General features: G+C 63.5%; 11 protein-coding genes. 4 read left to right on the forward strand and 7 right to left on the reverse strand.

Annotation, left to right across the window (positions count from 1 at the left end):
• Window positions 1-48: 48 nt before the first annotated feature.
• Window positions 49-1,440 (forward strand): DUF2868 domain-containing protein, encoded by a 1,392-nt coding sequence (locus tag B2Y33_RS00885; RefSeq protein WP_206405110.1) that lies wholly within the window; start codon window positions 49-51, stop codon window positions 1,438-1,440.
• A complete protein-coding gene (locus B2Y33_RS00890; protein WP_028686706.1) occupies window positions 1,433-2,797 on the forward strand; it encodes a GTPase/DUF3482 domain-containing protein in 1,365 nt (454 codons plus the stop codon). Before B2Y33_RS00885 ends, B2Y33_RS00890 begins: the two co-directional genes overlap by 8 nt.
• A gap of 21 nt (window positions 2,798-2,818) precedes the next feature.
• On the opposite strand, the gene B2Y33_RS00895 is transcribed toward B2Y33_RS00890, so the two are convergent.
• Window positions 2,819-5,077: a heavy metal translocating P-type ATPase gene (locus B2Y33_RS00895; protein ID WP_206405109.1), complete on the reverse strand. Its 2,259-nt coding sequence runs from the start codon at window positions 5,075-5,077 to the stop codon at window positions 2,819-2,821.
• Between the two features lie 80 nt (window positions 5,078-5,157).
• Between B2Y33_RS00895 and cadR the strand changes: the two genes are divergently transcribed.
• Window positions 5,158-5,601, forward strand: a complete 444-nt coding sequence (cadR, locus tag B2Y33_RS00900; RefSeq protein WP_027913469.1) for a Cd(II)/Pb(II)-responsive transcriptional regulator — start codon at window positions 5,158-5,160, stop codon at window positions 5,599-5,601.
• A 144-nt stretch (window positions 5,602-5,745) separates the two neighbouring features.
• Here cadR and B2Y33_RS00905 read toward each other — a convergent pair whose 3' ends face one another.
• The 3 genes from B2Y33_RS00905 to B2Y33_RS00915 are packed head-to-tail and all read right to left on the reverse strand — an operon-like array spanning window position 5,746 to window position 8,373.
• On the reverse strand, window positions 5,746-6,717 hold the full coding sequence (locus B2Y33_RS00905; protein WP_206405108.1) for a thymidylate synthase: 972 nt from the start codon (window positions 6,715-6,717) through the stop codon (window positions 5,746-5,748).
• Window positions 6,718-6,767: 50 nt separating this feature from the next.
• Window positions 6,768-7,574, reverse strand: a complete 807-nt coding sequence (gene lgt / locus B2Y33_RS00910; RefSeq protein ID WP_027913467.1) for a prolipoprotein diacylglyceryl transferase — start codon at window positions 7,572-7,574, stop codon at window positions 6,768-6,770.
• Window positions 7,575-7,590: 16 nt separating this feature from the next.
• Complete coding sequence (locus B2Y33_RS00915; protein WP_028686735.1) at window positions 7,591-8,373, reverse strand: sulfite exporter TauE/SafE family protein; 783 nt, start codon at window positions 8,371-8,373, stop codon at window positions 7,591-7,593.
• 127 nt (window positions 8,374-8,500) lie between these two features.
• Between B2Y33_RS00915 and B2Y33_RS00920 the strand changes: the two genes are divergently transcribed.
• On the forward strand, window positions 8,501-9,247 hold the full coding sequence (locus tag B2Y33_RS00920) for an NRDE family protein (protein ID WP_027913465.1): 747 nt from the start codon (window positions 8,501-8,503) through the stop codon (window positions 9,245-9,247).
• Window positions 9,248-9,304: 57 nt separating this feature from the next.
• On the opposite strand, the gene ptsP is transcribed toward B2Y33_RS00920, so the two are convergent.
• From ptsP to B2Y33_RS00935, 3 genes are all read right to left on the reverse strand, one after another.
• Complete coding sequence (ptsP, locus tag B2Y33_RS00925; RefSeq protein WP_206405107.1) at window positions 9,305-11,584, reverse strand: phosphoenolpyruvate--protein phosphotransferase; 2,280 nt, start codon at window positions 11,582-11,584, stop codon at window positions 9,305-9,307.
• A 22-nt stretch (window positions 11,585-11,606) separates the two neighbouring features.
• Window positions 11,607-12,086: an RNA pyrophosphohydrolase gene (locus B2Y33_RS00930; protein WP_023532670.1), complete on the reverse strand. Its 480-nt coding sequence runs from the start codon at window positions 12,084-12,086 to the stop codon at window positions 11,607-11,609.
• Window positions 12,087-12,236: 150 nt separating this feature from the next.
• Window positions 12,237-12,662 (reverse strand): DUF2269 family protein, encoded by a 426-nt coding sequence (locus B2Y33_RS00935; protein WP_206405106.1) that lies wholly within the window; start codon window positions 12,660-12,662, stop codon window positions 12,237-12,239.
• Window positions 12,663-12,685: the final 23 nt, after the last annotated feature.

Below are 12,685 nucleotides of genomic sequence, written 5' to 3' on the forward strand. Positions count from 1 at the left end.
GAGAATAGCACCGCACGGGTGAGTTATGCTGCTGCCACGACCTGTGCAATGGAAGACCCTGTGACTGCACCTTCTTTGCTGGACAAGCGCTGGCTCACCGAGGCGATACGCCTGCGCGAGGAACATGCCGGCCCCCTCGAGGATCAGGAAGCCAACCGCCGTGCTCGCCAGCAAGGCGGCAGCCTGGCCTTGCGCATCGAGACCCGTGCGCTGCTGTTGGCCGAACGCGACGGCATGACCGCCGCGTTGTGGCGCTGGAAGCAAGGGGCGCGCCTGGCGCTGTTGGCGATGCTGGTGATGGCGGTGCTCAGTGGCGGGGGCCTGGCGTTGGCCGCCCTGGGTGACGGGCAGCGGCCGGTGAATGTCTTCTGGGTGCTGGGCAGCCTGCTGGGGCTGAACCTGGTCATGCTGCTGGGCTGGCTGATCGGCTTGTTCCTGAGCGGTGAGCACGGCGCGCTGCTGGGGCGGCTTTGGCTGTGGTTGAGCGAACGCTTGGCCCGCGACGCCCGTGCCGCCCACCTGGCGCCGGCCTTGCTAGTGCTGCTGGGACGCCAACGCCTGGGCCGTTGGTTGCTGGGTTTGCTGGTCCACAGCCTGTGGCTGGTGGCCATGCTGAGCGCGGTAGGTGTGCTGCTGACATTGCTGGCCACCCGGCGCTATGGCTTCGTCTGGGAAACCACGTTGTTGGCGGCCGAACCCTTCATCGCCATGACCCAGGCCCTGGGCGCCCTGCCCGCGCTGCTGGGCTTTGCGGTGCCTGACCCGGCCATGATCCGTGCCAGCGGCGACACCGCGCCGGCCCTGGCCATGACGCGCCAGGCATGGGCCAGCTGGCTGCTGGGCGTGGTGTTGGTCTATGGCGTGCTGCCGCGCCTGCTCTTGGCCGGCGTGTGCCTGTGGCGCTGGCGGCAAGGGCGCGAACATTTGGCGCTGGACACGAACCTGCCAGGCTACATGCCGCTGCGCGACAGGCTGATGCCCAACAGCGAGCGCCTGGGCGTCCAAGACGATGCACCCGACACACTGCCGCAGTTCAAGGCCGAGCCGTCACTCATCGAAAATGCCGGCGCACTGCTGGTTGGCGTCGAGCTGGACGATCAGCGTCCCTGGCCGCCGTCATTGCCCGCCAACGTCGCCGATGCCGGCGTACTGGACAGCCGGGAGTCGCGGCATCGTCTGCTCGAACAACTGGGGCGTTTTCCACCCGCACGCCTGGCCATTGCCCTTGACCCTGAGCGCTCGCCGGATCGCGGCAGCCTGGCCTTGCTCGCCGAGCTGGCGCGCAATGCCGGAAGTACGCGCATCTGGCTGTTGCCTGCCGCCGCTGATCAGCCTCGCGATGAGCGGCGCCTGAATGACTGGCGTGAAGCCCTGGATCGCCTGGGGCTTCCCTATGCCGACACCCTACCGCTGGCCTGGTTGGAGCACGCTCATGACTGAGCCCTTGAAGCTGGCCGTGGTAGGCCACACCAACGTGGGCAAGACCTCGCTGCTACGCACCCTCACGCGCGACGTCGGTTTCGGGGAGGTCTCGCATCGTCCCAGCACCACACGCCATGTGGAAGGCGCTCGCTTGTCCGTGGACGGGCAGCCTCTGCTGGAGCTCTACGACACACCGGGACTGGAAGACGCAATTGCCCTGCTCGACTACCTCGAACGCCTTGAGCGCCCTGGCGAGCGCCTGGATGGCCCGGCGCGGCTGGAGCGGTTTCTTCAGGGCAGCGAGGCCCGCCAGCGCTTCGAGCAGGAGGCCAAGGTGCTGCGCCAGCTGCTGGCCAGCGACGCCGGGCTCTATGTCATCGACGCCCGCGAGCCGGTGCTGGCCAAGTACCGTGACGAACTCGACGTGCTGGCAAGCTGCGGCAAGCCACTTCTACCGGTGCTCAACTTCGTTTCCAGCCATCCGCATCGCGAACCGCAGTGGCGTGAAGCACTTGCCCGGCTTGGGCTTCATGCATTGGTGAAATTCGACAGCGTGGCCCCGCCAGAAGATGGCGAGCGCCGCCTGTACGAGAGCCTAGCCCTGCTGCTGGAGGAGGCGCGCCCCAGCTTGCAGCGCCTGATCGACGATCAGCAGGCCCAACGGGTAGCTCGTCAGCAAGGCGGCAAGCGTCTGATCGCCGAATTGCTGCTGGACTGCGCCGCTTGTCGGCGCAGCGTGGAAGGTGAACCGTCTGCCCAGGCACAAGCCATCGAGGCGCTTCACCAGGCCGTGCGCCAGCGTGAACAGCGCTGCGTGGAGGCCCTGCTCAAGCTCTATGCGTTCCGGCGCGACGATGCGCACGCCAGTGACCTGCCGTTGCTGGACGGGCGCTGGGGAGACGATCTGTTCAATCCTGAGACCCTGAAGCAGCTTGGGGTGCGGGTAGGCGGCGGAGTGGCGGCAGGCGCGGCGGCCGGTGCCGGGGTGGACCTGCTGGCAGGTGGGCTGACCCTGGGGGTCGCCGCATTGGCCGGGGCCATCGCCGGCGGTGCCCTGCAGACGGCTCGCGGCTATGGCGCGCGCCTGATGGGCAAGCTCAAGGGCAAACGCGAGCTCACCGTCGACGATACCGTCCTGCGCTTGCTGGCCCTGCGTCAGCAACAACTGATGGTGGCACTGGACCACCGTGGGCACGCCGCTCAGGACAGTATTCGCCTGGGCCAGCTGGATGAAAAGACCTGGCGTCAGGGCAAGCTGCCCGAACCGCTGGTGCGGGCTCGCGCGCATCCACAATGGTCCACGCTCAATCCCGGTGCTAAACCGAACCAGGCCCAGCGCCAGGAGCAGCTCGAATCGCTGGTGCAGCAGCTCTAGGCCTGGCCTTTGAGTCGGCGGTCACTTGCGCAACAAGCGCAGGCCGTTGAACACCACCAGCAGGCTAACGCCCATGTCGGCGAATACGGCCATCCACATGGTGGCCAGCCCGGCGAACGTTATGCCCAGGAAGATCGCCTTGATCGCCAAGGCCAGCACGATGTTTTGCTTGAGGATCGCTGCGGTATGCCGCGACAGCCTGATGAACGCAGGGATCTTGCGCAAGTCGTCGTCCATCAGCGCCACATCGGCCGTTTCGATGGCGGTATCGGTGCCAGCTGCCGCCATGGCGAAGCCGATTTCGGCCCGGGCCAGCGCTGGTGCGTCGTTGATGCCGTCCCCGACCATGCCAACGCGATGACCTTGGTCGTACAGCGCCTGGATACTACTGAGCTTGTCGGCTGGCAGAAGGTTACCTTCGGCCCGATCAATGCCTACTGTACGCGCGATAGCCGCAGCGGTGTGCGGGTTGTCGCCGGTCAGCATGGCCGTCTGGATGCCCAGCGCATGAAGCTCGGCAATGGCTTGCCGGCTGCTTTCCTTGACGGTATCGGCCACTGCAAACAATGCCAGGGGGCCTGATGCGTTGAGCAGCAACACCACTGTCTTGCCCTGCTGTTCCAAGGCATCCAGCTGGGCCTCCAGTTCTGGTGAACACAATCCCAGCTCCTCGACCAGACGATGGTTGCCCAGATGCAACACCTCACCCTCAAGGTTGCCACGCACGCCACGGCCCGCCAGCGCGGTGAAATCCCGGACCTCAAGGTGGGGCAGGTCGTTGTCCTGGCCGAACTGGGCTATCGCTCGGGACACGGGGTGATCGGAGCGTGCACCCAGGCTCGATGCCAGGGCCTGCGCACGATGCTCGAACGCCGGTTGCAGGGCTTTGAAGTCTGTCTGGACCGGCTTGCCGTGGGTGATCGTGCCGGTCTTGTCCAGGGCCAGGAAGTCCAGGTGGCGCCCGCCCTCGAGGTACACCCCGCCCTTGATCAGGATGCCTTTGCGCGCTGCCGCCGCCAGGCCACTGACGATGGTGACGGGGGTCGAGATCACCAGTGCACAGGGGCATGCCACTACCAGCAGCACAAGCGCGCGATACACCCAGTCGAACCACGTGCCGTTCAGCAGGAGCGGCGGGATGATCGCCACGGCCAACGCCAGGGCCAGCACTGCCGGCGTATAGATCCGCGAAAACCGGTCGACGAAGCGCTGGGTTGGCGCCCGCGCCCCTTGCGCCTGCTCGACGGCCTTGATGATGCGCGCCAGCGTGGACTGACCAGCTACTGCGGTGGCTTGGATTTCCAGTGCGCCTGCCTGGTTGATGGTACCGGCGAAGACCTTGTCGCCCTGGACCTTCTCCACCGGCAGGCTTTCACCCGTGATCGGTGACTGATCGACGCTGGACTGCCCGCTGATCACTTGGCCATCGAGCCCGATCCGCTCGCCTGGCCGTACTCGCATCGTTGCGCCGACAGCGACTTCACGCACGTCCACTTCGCGCCACTGGCCATCGGCCTGTTGCACGGTTGCCATGTCCGGCGCCAGCTGCATGAGCCCGCCAATGGCATTGCGTGCACGGTCCAGCGAGCGGGCCTCGATCAGTTCGGCCACGGTAAAGAGCACCATCACCATGGCTGCTTCCGGCCATTGGCCGATCAGCAGCGCACCGGTGACCGCGATGCTCATCAGGGCATTGATGTTGAGGTTTCGGTTTTTTAGCGCGATCCAGCCTTTCTTGTAGGTACCCAGACCACAACCCAGGATCGCCGCCAGTGCCAGCGCGGCCACCACCCACTGCGGTGCGAGCTGGGCGAAGTGCACGACTTCGGCGCACAGGGCTGCCAGACCGGACAGCGCAAGTGGCCACCAAGCCTGTCTGGGCGGCGGCGCTGGCGCGGCAGCGCTATCGGCATCCCCCACGAGCGGCTCGGCTTTCATCCCCAGGCTGTCGATGGCCCGTTCGATGTCGGACGTGCCATCGAGCGTGTGCCTGACCCCAAGAACGCGGCTGATGAGGTTGAACTCCAGGGCCTCGATGCCGGCCATCTTACCCAGCTTGTCCTGGATCAGCGTCTGCTCGGTCGGGCAATCCATGGCTTCGATCCGAAAACGGCTGAGCAGAGCCTGCTTGCTGGGCCGGGACGTCAACTGCACATGAGCAGGCGCCGCCTGCGTGCTGCAACAGGCATGACCCTGATCGCCATGGCCCACGCCGTCATGGGCATGGTCATGATTGTGCTCATGATGATGCGAGTGTTCGGGGCTGACAGACTTGTTCATGGGTCATCCTTATTGAGCCTGTTGCCAAGTGAACACCCTGTAGCCACTATAGGGTCAAGCGAATGCCTGGAGTTTCCAACATGAAGATCGGCGACCTTGCCAAGGCGACGGACTGCGCTGTCGAGACCATTCGTTATTACGAACGCGAGAAGCTTCTGCCAGAGCCTGCGCGCAGCGAGGGCAACTACCGGATGTATACGCAAGCGCATGTCGAGCGCCTGACATTCATCCGCAACTGCCGCACGCTGGACATGACGCTGGATGAAATCCGCAGCCTGCTGCAGCTGCGTGACAGCCCCCAGGCCTCGTGCGGCAGCGTGAATGCCTTGATCGACGAGCATATCGAGCACGTCCAGGCCCGGCTCGATGGATTGGTGGCGTTACAGGCGCAACTGATGGATTTGCGAAGACGGTGTAGCGAAGAAGGCGCGCAATGCGCGATTTTGCAGCAGCTGGAAACCAACGGCGCGGTGACGGTGCCGGATATCGAGCATTCACATGTTGGACGTAGCCATGGGCATTAGTGGGCGTGACCAGCCTGTCGGTCACCCTGCCAGAACAACTGTCTTGCGCCGCATCTGAAGGCTAGCGAATTTCGGGGCGGCCTTGCCGGGGCGCCGGCAAGACCGCTCCCGGGATCGTTCACCGGGGGTATGAAGGCGCCACCTTCAAACCGCCATCGGAGCCGTCATCGGGGCATGATGTTCATACCCTTCGAGCCAGAAATCACTCGGCTCGATCTGTTCAAGCCACTGCGGCTCGTACTTGCCCGTCTCGGCGAACGCCGGCACCCGATCGCTGATCACCAGCTTCGGCGCTTCCAGCGGCTCGCGCTTGAGCTGCTCGTTGAGCATGTCCAGATGGTTCTCGTACACATGGGCATCGCCGATGAAATAGGTGAACCAGCGCGGGGTATAGCCGGTCAGCCGACCGAACAGCGCCAGCAATGCCGCCCCTTCGGTGAGGTTGAATGGCGTACCCAGGCCAAGGTCGTTGGAACGGATATAAAGCGTCAGCGAGAGCTCGCGCGTTGTCACGTTGGGGTGGAACTGGTACAGCAGATGGCAAGGCGGCAAGGCCATTTCATCGAGCTGGGCGCAGTTCCAGCCATGGAACAGGATGCGCCGGCTGCCAGGGTCGTTGGCAATGGTGTCCAGGCACTGACGGACCTGATCGATGGCTTTGTACAGGATGACAAACGCCACGCCATCCTCTTCATCCTGGGCAATCTGACGGAACCCGGCCTTCTCCGCCATCTCGATCGCGGCTCGATTGCTCAGGGGGATGCGCTTGTAGCCCGGCCACTGCCGCCACTGGACCCCGTAGATCTCGCCCAGGTCGTCATGGCCCTGGCGGAACGGGTTGGCCAACCACTGGGCGTTTTCGTTGGCGTTCTGGTCCCAGACCTTGCAACCCAACTCACGGAATTGGCCGGCGTTGCGAACCCCGCGCAGGAAACCTACCATTTCGCCGATCGCCGACTTGAACGCCAGCTTGCGCGTGGTGATGGCGGGGAACCCCCTCTGCAGGTCGAAGCGCAGCATCGCCCCTGGCAGGCTGATGGTGCGGATGCCGGTACGGTTTTCCTGCAACGTGCCGTTTTCGATAACGTCGCGGACCAGGTCCAGATACTGTTTCATGGCTTACCTGTAGCTAGACGGCAGGGGGATCGCCCCTGCCGGGAGAGTGATCAGGCGGGTGTCGCCGTAGGCTTGCGATTATAAGCCCACCAGATGAGCGCAAGGCCAGCCACGATCATGGGGATGCACAGAATCTGACCCATGGTCAGCCATCCCCAGGCCAGGTAACCGAGCTGGGCATCCGGAACTCTCACGAACTCGACGATGAAACGGAAAATACCGTAGAACAACGCGAACATTCCAGAAACGGCCATGGTGGGCCGAGGTTTGCGCGAGTACAGCCAGAGAATCACGAACAGTGCCACGCCTTCGAGGGCGAACTGATACAGCTGCGACGGGTGGCGCGGCAACTGGGCCGGGTCGCTGAACGGTGGGAAGACCATCGCCCATGGCACATCGGTCGGCTTGCCCCACAGCTCGGCATTGATGAAATTGCCGATACGCCCGGCACCCAGGCCGATCGGCACCAGCGGGGCGACGAAGTCCATGAGTTCGAAGAACGACTTGTTGTGGCGCTTGCCGAACCACAATGCAGCGAGCATCACGCCGATGAAACCGCCATGGAACGACATGCCGCCTTTCCAGACCTCGAAGATCAGCGTCGGGTTGGCCAGGTACGCGTGCAGGTCGTAGAACAGCACATAGCCCAGCCGCCCTCCCACGATCACCCCCATCGACAGCCAGAAGACCAGGTCGGAGAGCTTTTCGCGGCTCCAGGTAGGGTCGAACCGGTTGAGGCGGCGGGTGGCCAGCAACCAGGCCCCGCCAATGCCGATCAGGTACATCAGGCCGTACCAATGGATTTTAAGCGGTCCGATGGCCAGTGCCACGGGGTCTATCTGCGGGTAAGGCAGCATTTAACATCCTCTCGATTCAAATCAGAAAGCTCAGGCCTACACAGAACAACAGGGCCGCAAACAGGCGCTTCAACAGGCGCGGTGACAGTCTGTGAGCCAACCGCGCCCCGTAACGTGCGAAAAACATGCTGGTCACGGCGATGCCGACCATCGCCGGCAGGTAGACGTAACCCACGCTGTGCGGCGGCAACTGGGGCTCATGCCAGCCCAGCACCATGAACCCCACTGCACTGGCGATCGCAATGGGCAGGCCACACGCTGACGACGTCGCCACGGCCTGCTGCATGGGCAGGCTGCGCCAGGTCAGGAAGGGCACGGTCAGCGAGCCGCCGCCGATGCCAAAAATGGCCGAGGCCCAGCCGATCACGCCCCCCGCTGCCACCCGTGCAGCCTTGCCGGGCACACCGCGGCTGGCCTTGGGCTTGAGGTCCAGTGCCATCTGCGCGGCAATCACCAAGGCAAAGACGCCGATGATCTTCTGCAGCATGGGCCCCTGGATCAGCGACGCCGTCTTGGCCCCGACACCGGCACCCAGCAGGATCCCCAGGGTCATCCAGGCAAAGATCGGCCATTGCACCGCGCCTTTGCGGTGATGCTCGAGCACAGCGTTGATGGAGGTGAAGACGATGGAGGCCAGGGAGGTGCCTACCGCAAGGTGCGTCAACACCGAAGCGTCAAAGCCCTGCAACGTGAAGCTGACCACGAGCACAGGCACGATGATGATGCCCCCGCCCACGCCAAACAGGCCAGCCAGCACCCCCGCACATGCACCCAAGACCAGATAGAGCACGAATTCCATTCGGCTTCCCCGAGAAATCAATCCGGCATGGTAACGGAAGCTGGGTTCGCGGCTCTAGTGAAGTCTGTGTCAGGTTGGATCTGCCGCGCTGCCTGGGTACAGTGGAAGAAAACACAGGACCGGAAAAATGTGCCTGATCGTGTTCGCCTGGCGGCCAGGGCATGCCCTGCCGTTGATCGTGGCAGCCAACCGTGATGAATTCTATGCCCGCCCTACCCTGGCGTTGGCACCGTGGGAAGACGCACCGCAGGTGTACGCGGGCAGAGACCTGGAGGCTGGCGGGACTTGGCTGGGAGTCGGCCCACAGGGAAGGTTCGCCGCGTTGACCAATATCCGTGACCCCAGACAGTCACTGGGATCGCATTCGCGTGGCGAGTTGGTGGCCGCTTTTCTGAAGGGTGAGCAAACCGTAGAAACTTATCTGAATCAGGTGGCAAGCCGAGCCGACCAGTATTCAGGCTTCAACCTGCTCATTGGCGATCAGCATGCTCTGGGGTACGTCAATGCCAGGGAAGCAGTGCCACGTCTGCTTGAGGCGGGCGTGTACGGGCTTTCCAATGCGCAGCTTGATACCCCGTGGCCGAAGCTGGTCAAGGCGCGCAGCCGCCTGGCGGAGTTGTTGGAAAAACCAGCCCCTGACCGACTATTGGGACTGTTGGCAGATGACGAGCCTGTGGTCGACGCCCTGTTGCCGGAAACAGGCGTGGGCCTGGCCACCGAGAAACTGTTGTCGAGCGCGTTCATCGCCAGTCAGCACTACGGCACACGCGCCAGTACCGTGCTGATTGTCGATAATCGAGGCCAAAGGCAGTTCATCGAACGCAGCTTCGGCCCGTTCGGATCCCTTCTCGGGGAGGTGAAACTCTCGGTTTGATCACCCAGGCCGACCTTGTATGCAGGTCAACTCACTAGGCGCCGGTACACATGGCGCTCAGAGCGGCTTGTTGGCCCCGGGCCCGATCATTCGTGCAAGCCCCAGGTTCTTCAGCGCCAGCTGCAGCGAGCTGTGGATGACCTGCGGGTTGTCATGGCTCAGCGCCTCTTGCAGCAGCTCTTTAGCCTTGCTCATGTTCACCTGGCGCAGCATCCACTTCACCTTCGGCAGGTTGGTGGCGTTCATCGACAGGCTGTCGAAGCCCATGGCCATGAGCAGGATGGCAGCTGCCGGGTCGCCCGCCATTTCGCCGCAGATACTTACCGGTTTGCCTTCGGCATGAGCATCGCAGACCACGGTGTTGACCGCCTGCAGCACGGCTGGATGCAGGTAATCGTAGAGGTCGGCTACCCGAGGATTGTTACGGTCCACAGCCAGCAGGTACTGGGTCAGGTCATTGGACCCCACTGACAGGAAGTCCACCTGTCGCGCCAGTTCACGGGTCTGGTACACCGCGGCCGGGATTTCCACCATCACGCCCACCGGCGGCATCGGTACATCGGTGCCTTCGTCGCGCACCTCGCCCCAGGCACGGTGAATCAGGTGCAGCGCTTCCTCGAGTTCTTGAACGCCGGAAATCATCGGCAGCAGAATCCGCAGGTTGTTCAAGCCTTCGCTGGCCTTGAGCATGGCCCGCGTCTGCACCAGGAAAATCTCGGGATGATCGAGCGTGACGCGAATGCCACGCCAGCCCAGGAAGGGGTTTTCTTCCTTGATCGGAAAGTAGGACAGCGCCTTGTCGCCGCCGATGTCCAGCGTGCGCATGGTCACGGGCAGTGGATGGAAAGCCGCCAGCTGTTCGCGGTAAATCGCCAACTGCTCTTTTTCGCTGGGGAAGCGCTGGTTGATCATGAACGGCACTTCGGTGCGGTACAGGCCTACCCCTTCGGCGCCACGCTGCTGGGCGCGGGCCACGTCGGCCAGTAGGCCGGTATTGACCCACAGCGGCATGCGGTGCCCGTCAGGGGTCACGCAGGGCAGCTCGCGCAAGGCGTCCAGGCCCTGTGCCAGCTGGCGCTCTTCCTCGACCACGTCGCTGTACTGTTTGCGCAGCACATCGCTTGGGTTGGTGAAGACCTCCCCTTTGTAGCCATCGACGATCAGCTCGATACCATCGACCTTCGAATAAGGCAGGTCGACCAGGCCCATCACGGTCGGAATGCCCATGGCGCGGGCCAGAATGGCCACGTGCGAGTTGCCCGAGCCCAATACCGAGACCAGGCCCACCAGCTTGCCTTCGGGCACTTCGCCCAGCATGGCCGGGGTCAGCTCTTCGCTGACCAGAATGGTGTTGTCGGCATACACCAGCGACTGCGAGCGGGCCTGTTGCAGGTAGGCGAGCAAGCGTCGGCCCAGGTCCTTGACGTCGGAGGCCCGCTCGCGCAGGTAATCGTCGTCCATCAGTTCGAAGCGGTTGACGTGCTCGCCCACCACCTGGCGCAGGGCACCCTGCGCCCATTGGCCGGTCTTGATGACCTCCCGCACCTCGCCGCCCAGGGCAGCGTCCTCGAGCATCATCAGGTAGACATCGAACAACGCCCGCTCTTCGGGGCGCAGTTGGGTGGCCAGCTTGGCCGACAGCTTGCGCATGTCGGCGCGCACACCTTCGAGGGCCGCATGGAACAGGTGCAGTTCGGCGTCGATGTCCTCGACCGTCTTGTCCGGGACCACTTCCAGGTCGGCCGGTGGCAGCATCACCACCGCCCGCCCTACGGCAGCACCAGGCGAGCCAGGCACACCAACGAACCGCGCCTCCTGAATACCCTTGCCCTGGCGACCCAGGCCGCGAATCGAGCCAGTGGCCTCGGCATGGGCGATCACCCCCGCCAATTGCGCACTCATGGTCACCAGGAAGGCCTCTTCGCCTTCGTCGAACTGGCGACGCTCGCGCTGCTGAATGACCAGGACCCCCACCACGCGGCGGTGGTGGATGATCGGGGCGCCCAGGAAGGAAGCGAAGCGTTCCTCGCCGGTCTCGGCGAAGTACCTGTAACGCGGGTGTGCGGCGGCATCTTCGAGGTTCAGGGGTTCTTCGCGGGTGCCCACCAGCCCGACCAGGCCTTCGTTGGGGGCCATGCTGACCTTGCCGATCGAACGCTTGTTCAACCCCTCGGTGGCCATCAATACGAACCGGTTGGTTTCCGGGTCCAGCAGGTAGACCGAACAGACCTGGCTGGCCATGGCCTCTTTGACACGCAAGACAATGATCCCCAACGCCGACTTGAGATCTTTGGCGGAGTTTACTTCCTGGACGATCTTGCGCAGCGTATTGAGCATGGCTCGGGGTCGAACTCCGTCGTCAGTCGCGCGTCAGAAGACGCGGTGCTAGCTCTTTCAGGGCGCGCCGATAGACCTCGCGCTTGAATGTCACAACCTGGCCCAGCGGGTACCAGTAGCTCACCCAGCGCCAGCCATCGAACTCCGGCTTGCCGGTCAGGTCCATACGCACCCGTTGTTCATTGCTGATCAGACGCAGCAGGAACCACTTCTGTTTCTGGCCGATGCACAACGGTTGGCTGTGGGTGCGCACCAGTCGCTGGGGTAAACGATAACGCAACCAACCACGGGTGCAGGCAAGAATTTCCACATCATCGCGTTCAAGGCCAACTTCTTCGTTCAGCTCGCGGTACAGGGCGTCTTCTGGCGTCTCGTCAGGGTTGATACCGCCCTGTGGAAATTGCCAGGCATCCTGGTTGATCCGTCGAGCCCATAGCACCTGCCCGGCATCATTCGTGAGAATGATCCCGACATTGGGGCGAAAACCATCCGGGTCGATCACGGCAGCAACCTCGCAAACGCATGTCACCGCATTGTTCCACAAAGCCTGCGAGCGCAGCAACGCGCCTGCGGTGCTTATATACCGTCAGCGCTATGCAAGTCTGTGAACCAGGCTTTGCCGACAGGCAATCGGTGGATACCTTGGCGAGGATCAGACGGGCTTGGCGCCCATCAATCCGGCGATGGACAGCAGGCACACGGCACTGAACACGGCCAACGCCAGTGTTAGCCGAGCACCCTGTGCAGGTGTCCTGCGCAGCCGATTCAGGCGCACCACAAGCCATACCCAGGCCAACGCGCCCACGGTATACAGCGCACTCGACGCCAGTAGCCAGGTCTGACCCAGCGGCCAACCCACCAGGTGCACCAGCCACCAACCGGTGAACGGCATGCTGATCAGGCTGATACCCATCATCAACCAGACGAAGACCAGAGGCCGCTGCATCAACCTGCCATACACCGTCCCGCCACCCTGCCGGCGGGCGCGCATCGTCCAGATCGCCAAGCCCAGAGCACCCAGCAACAACAATGCGGTGGCGATCACGTGCAAGGCTTTGAGGGTGTTGAGGTGTTCCATGTCACTCGTCCTGGGCTGGTTGC

The sequence above is a fragment of the Pseudomonas sp. UBA5666 genome (genome assembly GCF_002420785.1).
Lineage (GTDB): Bacteria > Pseudomonadota > Gammaproteobacteria > Pseudomonadales > Pseudomonadaceae > Aquipseudomonas > Aquipseudomonas fulva.

Excerpts from the sequence above, each read along its gene's own strand:
- B2Y33_RS00885 (WP_206405110.1), top strand. The coding sequence starts at position 49 with ATGGAAGACCCTGTGACTGCACCTTCTTTGCTGGACAAGCGCTGGCTC.
- B2Y33_RS00890 (WP_028686706.1), top strand. The coding sequence starts at position 1,433 with ATGACTGAGCCCTTGAAGCTGGCCGTGGTAGGCCACACCAACGTGGGC.
- B2Y33_RS00895 (WP_206405109.1), bottom strand. The coding sequence starts at position 5,077 with ATGAACAAGTCTGTCAGCCCCGAACACTCGCATCATCATGAGCACAAT.
- cadR (WP_027913469.1), top strand. The coding sequence starts at position 5,158 with ATGAAGATCGGCGACCTTGCCAAGGCGACGGACTGCGCTGTCGAGACC.
- B2Y33_RS00905 (WP_206405108.1), bottom strand. The coding sequence starts at position 6,717 with ATGAAACAGTATCTGGACCTGGTCCGCGACGTTATCGAAAACGGCACG.
- lgt (WP_027913467.1), bottom strand. The coding sequence starts at position 7,574 with ATGCTGCCTTACCCGCAGATAGACCCCGTGGCACTGGCCATCGGACCG.
- B2Y33_RS00915 (WP_028686735.1), bottom strand. The coding sequence starts at position 8,373 with ATGGAATTCGTGCTCTATCTGGTCTTGGGTGCATGTGCGGGGGTGCTG.
- B2Y33_RS00920 (WP_027913465.1), top strand. The coding sequence starts at position 8,501 with ATGTGCCTGATCGTGTTCGCCTGGCGGCCAGGGCATGCCCTGCCGTTG.
- ptsP (WP_206405107.1), bottom strand. The coding sequence starts at position 11,584 with ATGCTCAATACGCTGCGCAAGATCGTCCAGGAAGTAAACTCCGCCAAA.
- B2Y33_RS00935 (WP_206405106.1), bottom strand. The coding sequence starts at position 12,662 with ATGGAACACCTCAACACCCTCAAAGCCTTGCACGTGATCGCCACCGCA.